The following is a 17,207-nucleotide window of genomic DNA, read 5'->3' as shown; positions in this document are numbered from 1 at the left end:
CAGCAATCCGGATGGTGGACCTGATGCCGAGACCGCTTCATCTCAACGCGGACCGCCTGTTTCCCGCAGACCCGGGCACGCGCGCCATTGCCCGCGTCTTGTATGACAGCATTGCCGGCCTGCCGATCATCAGCCCACATGGCCATACCGATCCAGCCTGGTTTGCCGACAACGCAGCGTTCGACAACGCGACCGATCTTCTGCTGGTGCCGGATCATTATGTGTTCCGCATGCTCTATTCGCACGGGATCGCGATGGAAGATATTGGCGTGGGCAATCCTGCTGCCAATCCGCGCGCGGCATGGCGCCTGTTTGCCAGCCATTATCATCTGTTTCGCGGCACGCCCTCAAGGCTGTGGCTGGATTGGGTGCTCTCGAACGTGTTCGGTCTGTCGACCAGACTCGACGCCGAAACCGCCGACAGCCATTACGACGCCATCACTGCCGCGTTGGCAACGGACGCATTCCGCCCACGCGCCCTGTTCGATCGCTTCGGCATCGAGGTGATTGCCACCACAGAAAGTCCGCTCGACACACTGGCGCACCACCAGAAGATACAGAGCGAAAATCGCGCTGGCGGGTGGCAAGGAAAGGTGATCACCGCCTACCGCCCCGATCCGGTTGTCGACCCCGATCACGAGGATTTTCTGGTCAATCTTGCCCGCTTTTCGGAAATTTCGGGTGAGGATTGCTTCAACTGGTCCGGCTATCTGGCCGCGCACCGGAGCAGGCGCGCAGCGTTCAAGGCCGTTGGCGCCACCAGCAGCGACCATGGCCATCCGACGGCGCAGACAGCCAATCTGTCGGCCAGCGAAGCCGAAGCCCTGTTTCGGCGGGTGAGCAGCGGCCAGGCAACGGCAGCGGATGCCGAACAATTTCGCGCCCAGATGCTGACCGAGATGGCCGCCATGAGCCTTGATGATGGCTTGGTGATGCAGATCCATCCCGGCTCCTTCCGCAACCACAATGCGCAGGTGTTTGCGCGGCTGGGGCGGGACAAGGGCGCCGACATTCCCACCCGCACCGATTATGTGCGCGCCCTGAAGCCGCTGCTGGACCGGTTCGGCAACGCGCAGGCGCTGTCGATCATCTTGTTCACGCTGGATGAAAGCAGCTACGCGCGTGAGTTGGCCCCGTTGGCTGGCCATTATCCCTGCCTGAAACTGGGGCCCGCATGGTGGTTCCATGACAGCCCGGAAGGCATGCGCCGGTTCCGCCGTGCCACCACCGAAACCGCCGGTTTCTACAACAGTGTGGGTTTTAATGACGACACCCGCGCGTTCCTTTCCATCCCGGCCCGGCACGACGTTGCCCGGCGGATCGACTGTGGGGTGCTCGCCGAACTGGTTGCCGAACACCAGTTGGAGGATTGGGAAGCGGCCGAATTGGCGCGTGACCTGACCAACACCCTGGTCCGTCAAGCTTATCGCCTGTGAGACTGGCAAGCGCCTCGATCGGGCGGCTGCCGGCCGCCGTGGAACGGTTCGGCTATCAGCGTGACCGCATGGCCACCGGCATCGTGCATTTCGGGATTGGTGCGTTCCACCGCGCGCATTTGGCCTGGTACACGGATCGCGCCATGGACAAGGGCAGCCGCGATTGGATGATCACGGGCGTCTCGATGCGATCACCCGATGTTGGGAACCGACTCAATCCGCAAGACGGGCTCTATACCCTGATCGAGCGGGACGGAAATGGCGCACGGGCACGGTTGATCGGTGCGGTCGGGCACATCCTGGCTGCCCGGCCGTCACCGGCCGCTGTTGTCGCCGCACTTGCCGCCGAAGCCACCCGCATCGCCAGCTTCACCATCACCGAAAAGGGCTATTGCCGGGCGCCCGGCGGCAGCCTCGATCTCGAACTGGCCACTGAGGCGCGTATGTTTCCATTGCTGGCCGCCGGACTTGCGGCCAGACGTGCTGCCGGCTTGGGCGGCATCAGCCTGATGTCGTGCGACAATATCGCTGACAATGGGCCGGAACTGCGCCGGTTGCTGCTGGCCTGGCTTGCCGTTCACGATGCGCCGACCGCTGACTGGGTGGCGAACACGTGCAGCTTTCCCGCCACGATGGTGGACCGCATCGTGCCGGCGACCCAGGCTGAGGATCTTGATCGTGCTGCCGAACTGATCGGCATGCGGGATGAGGGCGCTCTGTTCACCGAGCCCTTCAGCCAATGGGTGATCGAAGATCGTTTTGCCGCCGGCCGGCCGGATTGGGCCGGCGTCGGGGTTGATCTGGTAGGGGATGTGGCGCCTTTCGAGCAGGCAAAGCTGCGCATGCTCAATGGAGCGCATTCGGCCCTGGCCTATCTGGGTCTGGAGCGTGGCCATACCCATGTGCACGAGGCGATTGCCGATCCGCCACTGCGTGCGCTGATCGTGCGCCTCATGCGCGAAGAAGCGGCGCCAACGGTTGCAGCCGCACCGGGACAGGATCTCGGCGCCTACGCCGACACGCTTGTGGCGCGGTTCGAAAATCCGGCGCTCGGACACCGGCTGGCGCAAATCGCCATGGATGGCAGCCAGAAGATCCCGCAGCGCTGGCTGAGCACATTGGAGCTGAATCGACGCGAAGGCCGCCATTGCCCGGCGATCTTCGCGGCATTGGCGGCCTGGCTGCGTCATGTGCGCGGTGACAACAACAAGCGGACAGGTGCGCTGGCCGATCCCTGCGCTGCTGCCTTGCAGTCACTGTGGAATCAGGGCGACGCCGAGGATGTCGTCAATGGCCTGTTTGGCCGGGGCGGTATGTTGGCTGGCCACTGGCAACCGGCCCCTGAAGACAGCGCCTTGCTTGCAAAGGCGGTCGCCGCCAAGGCGGAATGCACATGACACAGGATATTTGCGCCTATCTGGCCGAACTGGAAGACATCCCCGGCACGCGGGTCTTTACCGGGGCGCGGGCTCGCAAGGGATATTGGATCAACCAGTTTGCGATGAGCCTGATGGACGCCGCCAACCGCGCGCGCTTCAAGGCAGACGAGCGCAGCTATCTGGAGGGATGGGCGATTTCCGAGGCTGCCAAGGCTGCCATATTGGCTCGCGATTACAACGCCCTGATCGATCTGGGCGGCAACATCTACTTTCTCGCCAAGCTGTTCTCAACAGATGGGATCAGCGTGGCGGAAGGCGTGTCGACAATGACGGGCATGAGCTTTGCCGACTATCGCGCGATGATGATGAACGGTGGCCGCTCGCCGGAAGGCAACCGCTCGATCAAGGGAAGTTACTGAAATGGCGCGGATCACGGCGGGCGTGGGGTCCAGCCATGTCCCTCTGCTGGGGGTGGCCGTGGACCAGGGCAAAACGGAGGATGACTATTTCCGGCCGATTTTGCGGGGATATAAATGGACCAGGGCCTGGCTGCAGGAACAGAAGCCCGACGTTGTCATCCTGATCTACAACGACCATGCCTCCGCCTTTGACGCCAGCATCATCCCCACCTTCGCCATCGGCTGCGGGGAGACGTACAGGCCAGCCGATGAAGGCTGGGGTGCGCGGCCGGTGCCCGATGTCATCGGCCATCCCGATCTCGCCTGGCACATCGCCCAGAGCCTGATCCTCGACGAATTCGACATGACCATCATCAACGAGATGGATGTCGATCATGGCCTGACAGTGCCACTTTCGATGATGTTCGGTCAGCCAGAACAATGGCCGGTGCAGGTCGTGCCGCTGGCCGTGAACGTCGTCACCTACCCGGTGCCCACCGGCAACCGTTGCTGGGCGCTGGGCGAAGCGATTGCTCGTGCTGTGGCCAGCTTCCCCGAGGATCTGAATGTCCAGATCTGGGGCACCGGCGGCATGAGCCATCAGCTGCAAGGACCGCGCGCCGGCCTGCTCAACCGGGCATGGGACAATCGGTTCATGGATGGGCTGATCGGGGACAGCCAGGCGGTCCGCCATGTGCCACACATCGAATATCTGCGCGAAACCGGCAGCGAAGGCATCGAGATGGTGATGTGGCTGATCATGCGGGGCGCGCTGGGCAGGCAGACCCGATGCCTGCATCGCCACTATCACATCCCGTGCAGCAACACAGCAATCGGTCACATGGTTCTGGAGCCTGTACAGTGAGGATCAGGCAGACCTGTCTGATGCGCCCACGCCCTTGCGACGCGCCGCACGCGCGGCCTCGTGATCGGCACCTGCTGGCATGCGGGAACGGGGCTTGTTGATGGCCAGCTTCATCCTCATCCACGGTTCATGGCATGGCGGTTGGTGCTTTGACGACGTCAAGACGCTGCTGGAGGCCGAAGGCCACGAGGTCCTTGCACCGGACTTGCCCGGCATGGGCGGCGATGAAGCCGCTCTTCGTGCCGCAACACTTGCCGGATGGGCCGAATTTTCGGCTGGACTGTGCCGTGGCGCCCGGCAGCGGCCGGTTGTGCTCGCCGGGCACAGCCGCGGCGGCCTCGTCATCAGCCAAGCGGCCGAAGTGGCACCCGATGCCATGGATGCCCTCGTCTATATCTGCGCGATGATGCTGCCCGATGGCATGTCCCGTGCCGCTTTCAAGGCGCTGGAAGAACCCAATCCGGCCTTTGATGCGATCATCTCTCCGGTTCACGGCGGCGCCGGAACCTGTGTGGATACGGAACGCGGGCGCTGCGTGTTCGCGCAGATGTCGCCGCCCGATCGGGTCGAACGTGCCATGCAGAAGCTGGTGGCCGAGCCTGGCGGTCCGCGGACGACACCCCTGCAGCTTTCGTCGGAACGCTTCGGCCGGTTGCCGCGCACCTATGTCGAATGCCAACAGGATCGAACCATTCTGCTGTCGAGCCAGCGCAAGATGCAGGCCTTGGTGCCGGGCGCTGCTGTGGTCAGTCTGGATGCAGACCATTCGCCCTTTCTGTCGCGTCCGGCCGAGTTGGCAGGCGCGCTGGTCACCGCGGCCGCTGCGCTCAGCCACTGAACACGACAGTCTTGTTGCCGTTGAGCAGCACGCGGTCGTCGAGATGAAGGTGAACCGCGCGGGCCAGCACCCGCCGCTCGATGTCGCGGCCCTTGCGCACAAGGTCGTCCGGCGTGTCGGCGTGATCGATCGCTTCGACGTCCTGGTGAATGATGGGGCCTTCGTCCAGATCGGCGGTCACATAATGTGCGGTTGCGCCGATCATCTTCACGCCGCGGGCATGGGCCTGATGATAGGGCTTGGCGCCTTTGAATCCCGGCAGGAAACTGTGATGGATATTGATGCAGCGACCGGACAGAAACGCCGCAAGATCGTCTGACAGAACCTGCATGTAGCGCGCCAGCACCACCAGCTCGGCACCGCTGTCCGTCACCAACTGTCTGATTCGGGCTTCCTGGCTCGCCTTGGTTTCACGGGTGACAGGCAGATGATGGAAGGGAATGTCCGACATCAGGGATATGTTCAGCGCCTCCATCGGATGGTTGCAAATGATCGCAACCGGATTCATCGGCAATTCGCCGATGCGGTGGCGATAGAGCAGGTCGCCCAGGCAGTGGTCGAACCTGGAGACCATCAACAGCACCTTGCGCCTGTCGTCCGTGTTGCGGAGTGTCCAGTCCATCAGGCTGGCCTTGGCAAAGCCGGCAAAGCGGTTCTCGAATTGGGTGCAATCGGCGCCATCGAGCAGCTCGAACGCCACCCGCATGAAGAAACGCCGGCTTTCCTGATCGTTATATTGCTGCGAATCGAGGATGTTCCCGCCTGACTGTGACAGCATGTGGGCGACGCCGGCGACCAGACCAGGACGATCCGGACAAACCAGAGTCAGCACGAAATGCGGACGGCCCATGCGATTTTCCTCGATTATTGTTTGTGTTGCATACAAAAATGCCTAAGCTCTGCCCAGCAGAATTTGCGGATGAACAGCGATGGCAGACCAAAGCCCCGTAAAGCCCAGTCTGGCCGAACGACTGATCCACCCGGCGTGGGCCACAAAACCGCAGCGCATCCTGGACGGCTTCTCGCTGGAAATGACCGCCAAGGACATCGCCCAGCTTCAGGAGGCGGCGCCGGCCATTCCAACCGATACGCCCCTCTCGATCACCTTCCTGCCCGGCGAGGACATGGCGGCGCGGGTGGCGGCAGCCGTGGCGGTGCGCCGCCTTGGGTTCGAGCCCATGCCGCATTTTTCAGCCCGTCGCATCCTTTCGGAGGATGATTTCGGCACATATCTGCGCCGCGTGGTCCGCGAGGCCGGGGTGGAACGATGCTTCGTCGTGGCCGGTGATCCGCCCGCACCGATCGGACCCTATGAAGACACAATGGCGCTGATCGAAACGGGCGCTTTCGAACAGGCCGGCATCAAGGCAATCGGCATCGGCGGACACCCGGAAGGCCATCCGGTGATGACGGCGCAGCAGTGCTGGGATGTCCTTTCTGCCAAGGTACAGACCATCCAGTCGCGCGGCATGGCAGCGCTGATCGTCACCCAGTTCGGCTTTGACGCCGACGCGCAGCTGGCCTGGCTTGTCGAGCTGCGCCAGCGCGGCATCGACGTTCCGGTGCGCATCGGCATTCCGGGCCCCGCCGGCATCAGGCGGTTGTTGGGCTTCGCAGCAAGGTGCGGCGTCGGCGTTTCAGCATCGGTCCTGAAAAAATACGGAATCTCTGCCGCCAATCTGCTGGGCAACGCCGGGCCGGACCGCCTGGTCGATGAATTTGCCCGCCGGCTTGGCGAGGACCATGGGCCGATGCGATTGCACTTCTACCCGTTTGGCGGCCTCAAGGCGACGCTGGACTGGATACGGGCCCGTGAGCAGCGGCTGGACGCCGATCCTATGCGGCACTAACAATTCTCGGGGAGGCAGGACAAGGATGCGCAAGGAAAGCCTGTCGGCCACCACGCCACCGATCGACGGCGATCCCGATATCGGCGAGATCAACGAGATCGTCGGTTTTCACATTCGTTTGGCCTATGGCGCGGCCTATCGGCATTTTTCGGAAAACTGCTCGGAGCTTGAGCTGACGCAGAAGCAAGTCGCGGTGCTGTGGCTGATTGGTGACAGTCCCGACATTGCCCAGACCGATCTTGCCCGCCGCATGCGCATGGACCGCGCAACCACCATGGCCATTGTCAACCGCCTGCAGGAGCGGAGCCTGCTGGTTCGCGGCAAATCCGCCAGCGACGGGCGCAAGCAGACCTTGAACCTCACACCGGCTGGCCAGTCCATTCTGGTGATTGCCAAGGACGCGATCCGCGCTCACGAGGCTTGGCTGAAAGCGCGTTTCACCCCCACAGAGGTGGCGACCCTGATCGAACTGCTGACCCGCATTCATCAATAGCCACATAATTTGACTGCGCTTTGACATGACGGGGGGCGACCACATGCCGGGCATGACCGCGAAGACCATGATCGAAAACGGCCGCATGGGCGGTTGGCAGTGGCTGGCCGTTGCCATGACGGTGGCCCTCAATGCGCTCGATGGCTTCGACGTGCTGTCGATCAGCTTTGCTTCGCCCGGCATTGCGAAGGAATGGGGCATTGGGCCGGCCACGCTGGGCTGGGTATTGTCGATGGAGTTGCTCGGCATGGCCATCGGCTCCATCCTGCTCGGCGGCTTTGCCGACAAGGTCGGCCGTCGGCCCACCATCATTGGCTGCCTGGTGGCCATGGCGATCGGCATGTGGTGCGCCGGCCAGGCCGGGGACGTGCAGACGCTGCTCGCCTGGCGACTGCTGACCGGCCTGGGAATCGGCGGGATGCTCGCGGCAATCAATGCGGCCGCGGCCGAATATTCCAATCTGGCCTGGCGCAGCGTCGCCATGGCGTTGATGGTGATCGGCTATCCCATCGGCGGCGTGATCGGCGGGTGGGGTGTGCAGATCATCTATGGCAGCGGCGGCACCTGGCACGACGTGTTCACCATGGGCGCGCTGGCCTCGGCCGCCTGCATTCCGCTGGTCTGGCTCTTCATGCCGGAAACCACCACCTATCTGGATCGCCGGCAGCCACAAGGCGCGCTGGCGCGCATCAATCGCACGCTGCGGCGCTTTGGCCATGCCCCGGCCGATACGCTGTCGCCCCTGCATCTCGGGGATCGTCAGGGTTCGCTGGCCGACCTCTTCAGGCCCGGCCTGATCAGCGCCACCCTGCTCATCACGCTGGCCTATTTTGCCCATATCACTAGCTTCTATTTCGTCTTGAAGTGGGTGCCCAAGATCGTCGTCGATCTCGGCTTCGATCCGCGCGCGGCCGCCAATGTGCTGACATGGGCCAATGTTGGCGGGGCAACCGGCGGCGCGATCTTCGGCCTTCTGGCCACCCGCGTTGGCCTGAGGCGCGTGACCATCGGATCTTTGCTGATTTCAGTGGGCGTGGTGGTCTGGTTTGGCCAGGGCGCGCGCGACCTCAACCAGCTCACAATCATGGTGGCTGTCACCGGCTTCTTCACCAACTCGGCAATCGTCGGGCTTTATTCGCTGTTCGCAATCATCTTCCCCACGCACGTGCGGGCCACCGGAACCGGCTTTGCGATCGGCGTTGGCCGGGGCGGTGCGGCGCTGGCGCCGGTGCTGGCCGGATATCTGTTCGAAGCCGGCTTCGGCCTGCCCGGCGTGGCAATGGCCATGTCCGCCGGCTCGCTGGTGGCTGCGTTGGCGTTGCTGGCGCTCAATGAACAACGCGCCCGATCTTGACTGGTGATACGGGCCGCCGAGGGCAATCAGTTGAAATCCAGGCTGCCGCGGCGTTCGGCGAAGCGCCAGTCACCCTCTTCGCGCACCAGCACATCGGCATAGCTGCCCACCAACGGCGGCTGGTCCTTTCCGGTGAACAGCAGGATCTGGCTGCTCGCCGTCGCATTGTCGGCACCGCTCAGCGTCACCCGGATGTTGGTACAGACATGGCGCGTGACCCGTGGTGGTCGGGACACGAGGCTCGCCAGTATCATCGCCCGTCCGGCGATGAACACGTCTGGCGCGGTTGGCCGGCTCATGCGGCCGGTTTCGGTGTAGAGCGCCGCCACAGCGTGCCAGTCGGCCGCATCGACAGCGGCGGCATAGGCGATGATCTGCCGCGCGCATGCATGCTCGGCGAGCATCCGGTCCAGCGCACTCAGCATGCCCATCAGGCCGATTTGGTGCGCCAACTGTCGGCATAGCTGGTCCGGGCCACTTCCGAATAAGGCGCGGGCGCCACCACGGCCTTGATCTTCACCTGCCGGTGTCGTTCCACCGTCGGCTTGGACGTGCCGCCATCGGGCTCACCCCACACCAGTTCGACCTCTGTGCCGGGTATGGCGAGTGCCTCATCCACCATGGCAAGGGTCAGCAGCTTGCCTTCGTTCGCGCTGTAGCCGATCCAGGTCGACAGGCCGACCAGGCGGCCATCCTGCTCGACGCGGTCAAACGGGTGCATGGCGTACACCGCGCTGGGAAAATCCATGTATTTGGGCCGCAGTCCGTCTTTGCCGAACATGCCGAACAGCGTGTCCGTCACCGACACATTGTCCAGCGCCAGTGTCACCTTCCGGCGATGCGGACCAGCAGCGAGCGTCTCCAGCGCTTCGCAGCCGATGAAGTCGTGATCAAACTTCACGAACGGACCATAGCCCAGATCCCACGGGGTGAGATAATAGCCTTCCACGCTTTCAGGCACATGGCTGCCGCCGATGGATGCCTTGTACTCGTAGTGGCGATCGCCCAGCCATTCGCGATAGGAGCGCAGCGCCTCGCCGGTATAGATGGCCGGCAGCGGCGAGGGGATCCACCCCGATTCCAGCGTGTTCGACGCGTAAGTGCGGCCGCCGACGAGCTTCATGCCATGTGCCTTGCCGGCCTGGACCAACGCCGCGTGCACCGCCTCGCGCTCTGCCCATGGTCCCATCAGTTCATAGCCTGGCTGGCCGGCCATACCGTGCCGCAGGGCGTGCACCTGGCAGTTGGCGATCGTCATCCAGCACATGTTGAAGAACTTGAGATCGGGCGCCGGCTGACCAGTGGCGTCAGTGATGACCTTGGCGGCATTGGGGCCCTGGATCTGGAAGCGGTAATGGCGGCGGTTTTCCGGATCGGGGCGGGCGGCCGTGCGCTCGTCATAGGTCAATTTCACATCGCTGCGGCCTTCGCCATGGAACATCAGCCAGTTCAGCGTGGGCGCGCGGCCAACCAGATTGAATTTTTCGTCAGCAAGATAGAACAGGATTACGTCGCCAATCACATGACCATAGGGCGTCACCGGCACGAACTGCTTGGCCTTGTTGGGCGAGAACCCCTTGAAGCTGTTGATGCCCAGCCCATGGAGGAAAGCGAAGGCGCCAGGCCCTTCCACCATGAGCTCAGCCATGTGGTAGCTCTGGTTGAACAGCACGCACGTCTCGACCCAGGCGCGCTGCTCGTCGCGCCAATTGGAAAATTCGGCGGGCACGCCGGGATAAACGTTCGGCCCCACCTGCTGATTGCGCAGCAATCCCACAACGTCAGGGGTTTCATTCAGCAGCGCTTCCAGCGAGCGATGGCCAGCCATGCCCTGTCCTCCCAAAATAGCCGTGCCAATACAGCGTCCCGGCGACCGCAAATCTTGTAAGTTCAACATACGATTTCTGTCAATTTTTTTGTATGCATCACATACGACATCGTTTGCCGTCGCGGTCTGCGTGAGTCGACAGCCTGTCGCGCCGCATGAACGGGCGCAACAAAGCGGCCTTGTGCCAACAGGCAAGCCTTGATGTGGAAAAGTGTCGAAAACCGACGCAGCCCAAGCCGACCGCGACCTGAACATTCGCGTTTGCAACCAGAGGATTGTCGTTGATCACGCCAACAGACTAGGCAGCGTTGACAAAAGACTTCAGCCATAGCCGCGCGGCGGCGAGGTTGAGGAAGCTGGCGAACGAGAGGGCGGTTTTGTCGTATCTGGTGGCGATGCGGCGCTGCTGTTTCAGCTTGCCGAACATGCGCTCGATGCGATTTCGGTCTCGATAACGGCGATAATCGGGATGCTCCGGCGCCTTGCGGTTTGAACGCGGCGGGATGATCGGCAAGATGCCGTGCATCAGGAGGTTCTGCCGGAAGGCGTCGCCGTCGTAGCCTTTGTCGGCCAGGAGCGCCTTCGGCTTCGCCACGGGGATCGTCATCAGCGCGTCGGCCGCGGCATAGTCCGACGCTTCGCCGCCGGTCAGGATGAAGCCGAGAGGGCGTCCTTGATTGTCTGACCGGGCGTGGACTTTGCTCGTAAAGCCGCCGCGTGATCGACCAAAAGCGTTCGCACAGGCCCCCCTTTTCCGCCCGCTGCCGAGACGTGGCCGCGAACCGTGGTGCTGTCGATCATATGCTGCCAGTCGTCGGTGAGCCCAAGATCGACCAGCGTTTGCAGCAAGGCATCCCAAACGCCCTGTTCGGCCCAGCGGCGGAACCGCACATAGACCGAGTTCCACTTGCCGTAGCGTTCATGCATGTCCCGCCAGGGGCAACCGACCCGCAGCACGTGCAGCATCCCGTTCAAGAAGCGTCGATTGTCCCCGGCAGGCCGGGCCCAGCGACCGCGCTCAGGCGGCAGCAGCGCCCCAACCACCGCCCATTCCTCGTCCGTCAGGTCTCCGCGAAACACCGCTGCTCCCCAAAAAGAAGCTTTGAATCAGAAACCCGACAGCTTGGGAATCCCTTTTGTCAACACGACCTAGTTCGAGATCAGGATGGCAAGCGCATCAGGGACCGACAGGTACATGCACCCATATTGGCAAGAATTTGGCGCGCCCAGCAGGACTCGAACCTGCGACCCCGAGCTTAGAAGGCACGTGCTCTATCCGGCTGAGCTATGGGCGCGTTGGGGTGGGCAATGCCGGGGATTGGCGCAAAAATCCAGTGCGGCGCGCGCAGCTTCAGCCTTCGGCGAGATCGGCGTAGGACACCACATCATTGTCAGTGGCGATCCACAGCCCCGATGGGTCGGGATCCTGGGCGGCGAGCGCCAGTGCTTCGGCGAGCGGGCCATAGAAGATGGTTTCGGCCACCGGATCGCCGTCACCCAACCGATACAGCCGCACGCTCGCCGATTCGAACGTGCTGCGCATCAGCGAAAATTGTCGGAATAGGCCTGAATCTTCAGCGTCTTGGGTCCAAGCGGCACGACCTCGACGATCAGACTATTGGCCTGTGCATAGGCCAAGGCCGCCGCTTGCGTGGGAAAATGCAGCTGGATCTGCCCGGCGGTGAAACCGCTGCCGGTCCAGCCGGTGAGCGGATCGGCGCGCATGCGATCATCGCGTTCGAATTCCAGCAGCCATTCCCCGGTGCGCGCGCGGCCGGATTGCATGGCATGTTTGGGGCGTTGATACAGACGGGCGTGCATCGCGGTGTTTTGCAGCGGGAGCGCCCCGCCGGCAAGCGCAACTTCAGCTCAATAAGCGCGCGCGATGGCGAATTCGACCGTTTCGGTGAGCGCCTTGCGCGCCGGACCGTTGGGGAACGTGCCCAGCACATCGATTGCGCGCTGGCCGTAATGGCGGGCGCGCGCCATCGTATCGGCCACCGCATTGGTCTGGCGCAACAATTCGCCAGCGCGCACCAGTTCGGCATCGCCAGCCGCCCGCCCGGTCATTGCAGCGCGCCAGAATTCGCGTTCCGATTCGTTGCCGCGCGCATAGGCCAGGATCACCGGCAGGGTGATCTTGCCATCGCGGAAATCATCGCCCGCATTCTTGCCCATGGTTTGGGCATCCGACACATAATCAATGGCATCATCGACCAGCTGGAAAGCGATGCCGAGATAGCGGCCATAGCTGGCGAGCGCGGCTTCCACCGCATCATCGCGTTCCGCGACCACGGCCGCGATCTGGCAGGCGGCAGCAAACAGTGCGGCGGTCTTGGCGCTGATGATCTCCAGATAGCGATCTTCGGTGGTGGTGACGTCGCGCTGCGCGGTCAATTGCGCCACTTCGCCTTCGGCAATGATCGCCGATGCGCGACTGAGGATCTTGAGGACGCGCAAGCTGCCGTCTTCCACCATCAGTTCGAACGCCCGGCTGAACAGGAAATCACCCACCAGGATGCTCGCCGGGTTGCCATAGAGCGCATTGGCGGTGACCTTGCCCCGGCGCAGACCCGAGGCATCAACAACATCATCGTGCAGCAAGGTTGCCGTGTGGATGAACTCCACCGCGGCTGCCAGCCGATGGTGGCGACTACCTTCATAGCCGAGCAGCGCGGTGCAGCCGAGCGTGAGCATCGGGCGCAGACGCTTGCCGCCGCCGGCAATCAGATGCCCGGCCAGTTCCGGAATCAGCGCCACCGGTGATTGCATGCGATCGAGGATGACATGGTTGACCGCGTTCAGCCCCGATGCAGTCAGCTGCATCAGCGCGGCGATCGATGGCTCACGGCCGGGACGCAAGGTATGGACGGTTGCACTCACAGGCTTTTCCTTAACCGATGGCGCGGCGCGCGCAAGCGTGGCCTTGCCCACCGCGCCGCTGTGACGCAAACAGGAGGCGGCGGCCGCCGTGCCGAAAGGGGAATAACGCGTGTCTGATCCGGCTTTGAAGGCGTTTCGCGAAAGCATCGACAATATCGATGCGGCGCTGATATTCATGCTCGCCGAACGCTTCAAGATCACTCAGGCCGTGGGCCAATACAAAGCCGATCATGGCCTGCCACCCGCTGATCCCGGCCGCGAGGCCCAGCAGATTGCCCGCCTGCGCAGCTTGGCGGTCAGCGCGCATCTCGATCCGGAGTTTTCCGAAAAATTCCTACGCTTCATCATCGATGAGGTGATCCGCCATCACCGGGCCGCACAAAGCTGATCAGCATCGCCATGGCTTGACCCTGACTGCCCGGAAGCTTAACCATTATCGCGCTTTCCGGGGGGAGCAGCAATGATGACGAAGTTTGCAGCCGCATCAACCTGCGCAGCTTTGGCCGCCTTTGCGGTTGCCATGCCCGCCGCAGCCTTGGACACGGTTCAGACGGCCGGCTACACCAACGTGGTGCTGATGAAGTCTGACCTGTCTGGCTTTGTTGCAGCTGCTCAGAACCACGCGATCGTCATTCCGCCCATCCCCGGCGACAAGATTGATGTAAAAACCATCTTGGCCACAGACGGCGGCGGTATCGGAATTGCTGAGGCCCAGAGCAGCAATGGCGGCCACGTGAAGGTCGATCTGGATTTTTCGATCTTTGGCCAGGCCAACGCCACGTTGAACTACAGCATCATGCTCGTCGGCCCGGACGGACCGCGCGTGAATGTGGCGGTGAAAACCCTCGGCTATGCGACCTCGTACCTCAATATGGCGGCAGCGGCGAGCTTGCGCATCGGCAGCGTCTACCAGAGTGAAGTCGTGCCGCCGCCAGGCGTTGTGGGCGTCGGGGGTGGCGGTGTCGGAGGCGGCGGTCCGGCTGAAGTTCCGGACTTTCCGCTGGAACTTTATGCATCCGCCTGTTCCGGCCTTGAAGGCAGTTGTACATCAGGCCCCAGCTCTTGGAACTATGACGCGTTGATCATCTCGCTGCTGCCAAACCGGCTGTATCCGGTGACGTTGAGCGCCAGCGTATATCAGACCGTTTACAATGACCCCTTCGAGCTCAGCAGGGGCAAGGCCTATGCCGATCCGGTGTTCATCCTGCCACCTGGCGCTGCCGGCTATTCCTTGGTCTCGTCGCTTTCAACTGTGCCGGAACCTTCGAGCTGGATGCTGCTGATCGCCGGCTTTGGCCTGTGCGGGGCCGCCGCGCGGCGGCAACGGTTCACGGCGCGCGCGGCAGGCTGAGCACGGCCATCAGGCCGCCCAGATCCTCGGAATCTGCCAGTTCGATCTTGCCGCCATAAAGTTCGGCGACATCGCGCACGATGGCGAGGCCCAGGCCGGTGCCCGGCTTGTCAGTGTCCAGCCGCTCCCCACGTTCGAACAGGCGGCTGCGGTGATCGGCGGCGATGCCCTTGCCATCATCCTCCACCAGCAATCGCACGCTTGCGGCATCGGCCTCGATGGTGATGAACACGCGGCCGCCGCCGTGGATCGCGGCATTTTCCACCAGATTGCCGACCATCTCCTCCAGATCCTGGCGCTCGCCGCGAAACGCCGCGGTGCGGTCACCGGCCAGATCGATGGTCACCCGGCCGGTGTGCAGCCGTTCCACGGTGCGCACGATGGCCTCCACGGCCGGCCACACCGGGGTGCGGGCGCTCGATGCGGAGCGGCGCCCGGCGGCGCGCGCGCGTGCCAATTGGTGATCGACATGGCGGCGCATCACCTGCACCTGGGTTTCGATCGTGCGCGCCAGCGCATCGTCGCGGCCCCGCGCCTCGCCCAGCATGATGCTCATCGGGGTTTTCAGCGCGTGGGCCAGATTGCCGGCATGGCGCCGCGCCGCTTCAGCCTGCGCCTCGCCATGATCGAGCAGTTCGTTGATTTCGCCCACCAGCGGCGCCACCTCGACCGGGAACCGGGCCGCCACACGCTTGGCCCGGCCCGACCGGATCGCGGCAATTGCATCTGAAACCCGGCGCAGCGGCGCCAGGCCATAGGTGGATTGCAGCGCTGCCATGGCAATCAGGCCCAGCCCCAGCACCGACAGCGACCAGACCAGAATCGATCTTGTGCGCACGCGCTGGGCATCGAGGTCGCGGCTCGATTGCGCCACCTGAAAATAGAGCGGCGTCTGCGCGCCCGGCAGCCGCACGCTGCGCCCGATGATGCGCAGCGGCTCCCCTGAAAAGATCGTTGCTTCATATTTGCACGGCTGGCGGCAATCGCGGTCGGCCGGCGGGGCGCCGAGCTGGCGATCCCACAGGCTGCGCGATGGAAACGGCGCCTGGCCCTTGCCGGAAATCTGCCAGTACAGGCCGGAATAGGGCTCGGCAAAGCGCTGATCGCCCAGCGGGCGCAACAGCCGCACTTCGCCGACCTCATCGAGTTCGGCCGAATTGATCATGGCATTGAGGTTGTTGGCGAGTTGCTCGTCGAAGCTGGCGGTTAGCGTCTCATCGAGCACGCGATCGAGTGCGACACCGCCCAGACCAAGCAGCAGCATGATCCACACCGCCGCGATGAGGATCATGCGGCGGCGCAGCGAGCGGCCGGAGCTTACGGTTCGGCGCGCAGGTCTGGCCTCACCCACCACCGGGGCCGCCACAGCCGGGGCTGCAGGAGCCGGCGGATCAGAGCTGGTCGTTGAGACTGTAGCCAAGGCCGCGCGTGGTCATGATGAGATCGGCACCCAGTTTCTTGCGGATTCGGGTGATGAAAACCTCGATGGTGTTGGAATCACGATCGAAATCCTGATCGTAAATATGCTCGATCAGTTCGGTGCGGCTGACCACCTTGCCCTTGTGGTGCATCAGATAGCTCAGCAGCTTGAATTCCTGGGCGGTCATCTTCACCGGTTCGCCGTTCAGGGTGACGCGCCCCGACCGGCCATCCAGGCGCACGCCGCCGGCCAGCAACTCCGATGTCGCCTGCCCCGCCGCACGGCGAATCAACGCGCGCAACCGCGCTACCAGTTCCTCGATCTGGAACGGCTTGGCCAGATAATCATCGGCCCCGGCATCCAGCCCGGCCACCTTGTCTGACCAGCTGTCGCGCGCGGTGAGCACCAGCACCGGCATCACCCGGCCAGCGCGGCGCCAGCGATCCAGAACGGTCAAACCATCCATTTCCGGCAGGCCGAGATCGAGGATCACCGCATCATAGGCTTCGTTGGCCCCCAGATAATGGCCTTCCTCGCCATCCCCGGCGTCATCGACGGCATAGCCGGCCTGCTCCAGCGCATTGCGCAACTGGTGCCGCAGGCTCGGTTCATCCTCCACAACCAAGATACGCATCTGCTCTGTTACTCCGTCACATGGTCCGGGACGCCAGCACCAAGACTGTCTGCCGATCCCGTCATGCAATAATACGATCTCAATAGCTTTGCCGACGCCGCACGCGCTCACCGGTGCGCGCATCGACATCCACATTGATCAGATTGCCGTCGCGCAAGAACCGGAACCGGTATACGCGGCTGTTCTGATCAAATTGCGCCCCCACATATTCGCCCGGCGTTTCCTGCACGATCCGCTGCCTGATGGCTTCGAACGGCATGATTTCGCCGGCCTGCACCATCGCATGCACATCGTTCGGACCCGCCATTATCGGCGCGGCGAGCAACAGGCTGGCAGCAATCAGAAGGAAACCCAAAACTGGTCCACGAACTGGCATGTCTACATCAAATTCCCAACAAGGTTCCGCCGGCATGCCGCCAAACGCTTGAACAACCCCTGAACATCGCTGGCATTGCCATCCGTTCATGCAACAAGCCGC

General features: G+C 63.2%; 19 protein-coding genes, 1 tRNA gene and 1 pseudogene. 10 read left to right on the top strand and 11 right to left on the bottom strand.

Annotated features, from left to right (window positions below):
* Positions 1-23: 23 nt before the first annotated feature.
* From uxaC to AC6UUM_RS07625, 5 genes are all read left to right on the top strand, one after another.
* The gene (gene uxaC / locus AC6UUM_RS07645; protein ID WP_500804930.1) at positions 24-1,436 is read left to right on the top strand and encodes a glucuronate isomerase; all 1,413 of its coding nucleotides are present in this window, start codon (positions 24-26) and stop codon (positions 1,434-1,436) included.
* The gene (locus AC6UUM_RS07640; protein ID WP_500804728.1) at positions 1,433-2,833 is read left to right on the top strand and encodes a mannitol dehydrogenase family protein; all 1,401 of its coding nucleotides are present in this window, start codon (positions 1,433-1,435) and stop codon (positions 2,831-2,833) included. The genes uxaC and AC6UUM_RS07640 overlap by 4 nt, the downstream gene beginning before the upstream one ends.
* Entirely contained in the window at positions 2,824-3,234 is a 411-nt protein-coding gene (gene ligA / locus AC6UUM_RS07635) for a protocatechuate 4,5-dioxygenase subunit alpha (RefSeq protein ID WP_500804727.1), read from the top strand. The genes AC6UUM_RS07640 and ligA overlap by 10 nt, the downstream gene beginning before the upstream one ends.
* A 1-nt stretch (position 3,235) precedes the next feature.
* Positions 3,236-4,078 (top strand): class III extradiol dioxygenase subunit beta, encoded by an 843-nt coding sequence (locus AC6UUM_RS07630; protein WP_500804726.1) that lies wholly within the window; start codon positions 3,236-3,238, stop codon positions 4,076-4,078.
* A 100-nt stretch (positions 4,079-4,178) separates the two neighbouring features.
* Positions 4,179-4,916 carry an alpha/beta fold hydrolase gene (locus tag AC6UUM_RS07625; protein WP_500804725.1) on the top strand — a complete coding sequence of 246 codons (738 nt, stop codon included), beginning with the start codon at positions 4,179-4,181 and terminating at the stop codon, positions 4,914-4,916.
* On the opposite strand, the gene purU is transcribed toward AC6UUM_RS07625, so the two are convergent.
* Positions 4,906-5,766, bottom strand: a complete 861-nt coding sequence (gene purU / locus AC6UUM_RS07620; RefSeq protein ID WP_500804724.1) for a formyltetrahydrofolate deformylase — start codon at positions 5,764-5,766, stop codon at positions 4,906-4,908. The two genes, AC6UUM_RS07625 and purU, sit on opposite strands and share 11 nt — an antisense overlap.
* Before the next feature lie 79 nt (positions 5,767-5,845).
* Here purU and AC6UUM_RS07615 point away from each other — a divergent pair, with 79 nt between their 5' ends.
* Genes AC6UUM_RS07615 through AC6UUM_RS07605 form a run of 3 tightly spaced genes read left to right on the top strand, consistent with a single transcriptional unit; the run spans position 5,846 to position 8,613 of the window.
* Positions 5,846-6,766 (top strand): methylenetetrahydrofolate reductase, encoded by a 921-nt coding sequence (locus AC6UUM_RS07615; protein WP_500804723.1) that lies wholly within the window; start codon positions 5,846-5,848, stop codon positions 6,764-6,766.
* 25 nt (positions 6,767-6,791) lie between these two features.
* Positions 6,792-7,259, top strand: a complete 468-nt coding sequence (locus tag AC6UUM_RS07610; RefSeq protein WP_500804722.1) for a Saro_0803 family transcriptional regulator — start codon at positions 6,792-6,794, stop codon at positions 7,257-7,259.
* 52 nt (positions 7,260-7,311) lie between these two features.
* Positions 7,312-8,613, top strand: coding sequence for an MFS transporter (locus AC6UUM_RS07605; protein WP_500804721.1), 1,302 nt, complete (start codon positions 7,312-7,314; stop codon positions 8,611-8,613).
* A gap of 26 nt (positions 8,614-8,639) precedes the next feature.
* Here AC6UUM_RS07605 and AC6UUM_RS07600 read toward each other — a convergent pair whose 3' ends face one another.
* The 7 genes and pseudogenes from AC6UUM_RS07600 to AC6UUM_RS07570 form a co-directional block, all read right to left on the bottom strand.
* The gene (locus tag AC6UUM_RS07600) at positions 8,640-9,038 is read right to left on the bottom strand and encodes a nuclear transport factor 2 family protein (protein WP_500804720.1); all 399 of its coding nucleotides are present in this window, start codon (positions 9,036-9,038) and stop codon (positions 8,640-8,642) included.
* Positions 9,039-9,043: 5 nt separating this feature from the next.
* Entirely contained in the window at positions 9,044-10,441 is a 1,398-nt protein-coding gene (gene desA / locus AC6UUM_RS07595; protein WP_500804719.1) for a syringate O-demethylase, read from the bottom strand.
* Between the two features lie 298 nt (positions 10,442-10,739).
* A pseudogene (locus tag AC6UUM_RS07590) lies at positions 10,740-11,521 on the bottom strand (IS5 family transposase).
* Positions 11,522-11,659: 138 nt separating this feature from the next.
* Positions 11,660-11,736, bottom strand: a tRNA-Arg gene (locus AC6UUM_RS07585).
* A gap of 56 nt (positions 11,737-11,792) precedes the next feature.
* Positions 11,793-11,984, bottom strand: a complete 192-nt coding sequence (locus tag AC6UUM_RS07580; RefSeq protein WP_500804718.1) for a hypothetical protein — start codon at positions 11,982-11,984, stop codon at positions 11,793-11,795.
* Positions 11,984-12,262, bottom strand: a complete 279-nt coding sequence (locus AC6UUM_RS07575; RefSeq protein WP_500804717.1) for an NADH dehydrogenase ubiquinone Fe-S protein 4 — start codon at positions 12,260-12,262, stop codon at positions 11,984-11,986. Before AC6UUM_RS07575 ends, AC6UUM_RS07580 begins: the two co-directional genes overlap by 1 nt.
* 48 nt (positions 12,263-12,310) lie before the next feature.
* Positions 12,311-13,324, bottom strand: a complete 1,014-nt coding sequence (locus AC6UUM_RS07570; protein WP_500804716.1) for a polyprenyl synthetase family protein — start codon at positions 13,322-13,324, stop codon at positions 12,311-12,313.
* Positions 13,325-13,433: 109 nt separating this feature from the next.
* On the opposite strand from AC6UUM_RS07570, the gene AC6UUM_RS07565 reads away from it, so the two are divergent.
* Both AC6UUM_RS07565 and AC6UUM_RS07560 read left to right on the top strand, forming a co-directional pair.
* Positions 13,434-13,712, top strand: coding sequence for a chorismate mutase (locus tag AC6UUM_RS07565; RefSeq protein WP_500804715.1), 279 nt, complete (start codon positions 13,434-13,436; stop codon positions 13,710-13,712).
* A 132-nt stretch (positions 13,713-13,844) separates the two neighbouring features.
* Positions 13,845-14,675, top strand: a complete 831-nt coding sequence (locus AC6UUM_RS07560) for a PEPxxWA-CTERM sorting domain-containing protein (RefSeq protein ID WP_500804714.1) — start codon at positions 13,845-13,847, stop codon at positions 14,673-14,675.
* On the opposite strand, the gene AC6UUM_RS07555 is transcribed toward AC6UUM_RS07560, so the two are convergent.
* The 3 genes from AC6UUM_RS07555 to AC6UUM_RS07545 form a co-directional block, all read right to left on the bottom strand.
* Positions 14,653-15,966, bottom strand: coding sequence for a sensor histidine kinase (locus AC6UUM_RS07555; protein WP_500804713.1), 1,314 nt, complete (start codon positions 15,964-15,966; stop codon positions 14,653-14,655). The genes AC6UUM_RS07560 and AC6UUM_RS07555 overlap by 23 nt on opposite strands.
* A 100-nt stretch (positions 15,967-16,066) precedes the next feature.
* Positions 16,067-16,729, bottom strand: coding sequence for a response regulator transcription factor (locus AC6UUM_RS07550; protein WP_500804712.1), 663 nt, complete (start codon positions 16,727-16,729; stop codon positions 16,067-16,069).
* A 79-nt stretch (positions 16,730-16,808) separates the two neighbouring features.
* A complete protein-coding gene (locus AC6UUM_RS07545) occupies positions 16,809-17,195 on the bottom strand; it encodes a PepSY domain-containing protein (protein WP_500804711.1) in 387 nt (128 codons plus the stop codon).
* Between the last annotated feature and the right edge of the window lie 12 nt (positions 17,196-17,207).

It is taken from the genome of Sandarakinorhabdus sp., from assembly GCF_987265915.1.
The sequence above is the reverse complement of the archived record's forward strand: the minus strand, read 5'-3'. Positions and strand labels throughout refer to the sequence as shown.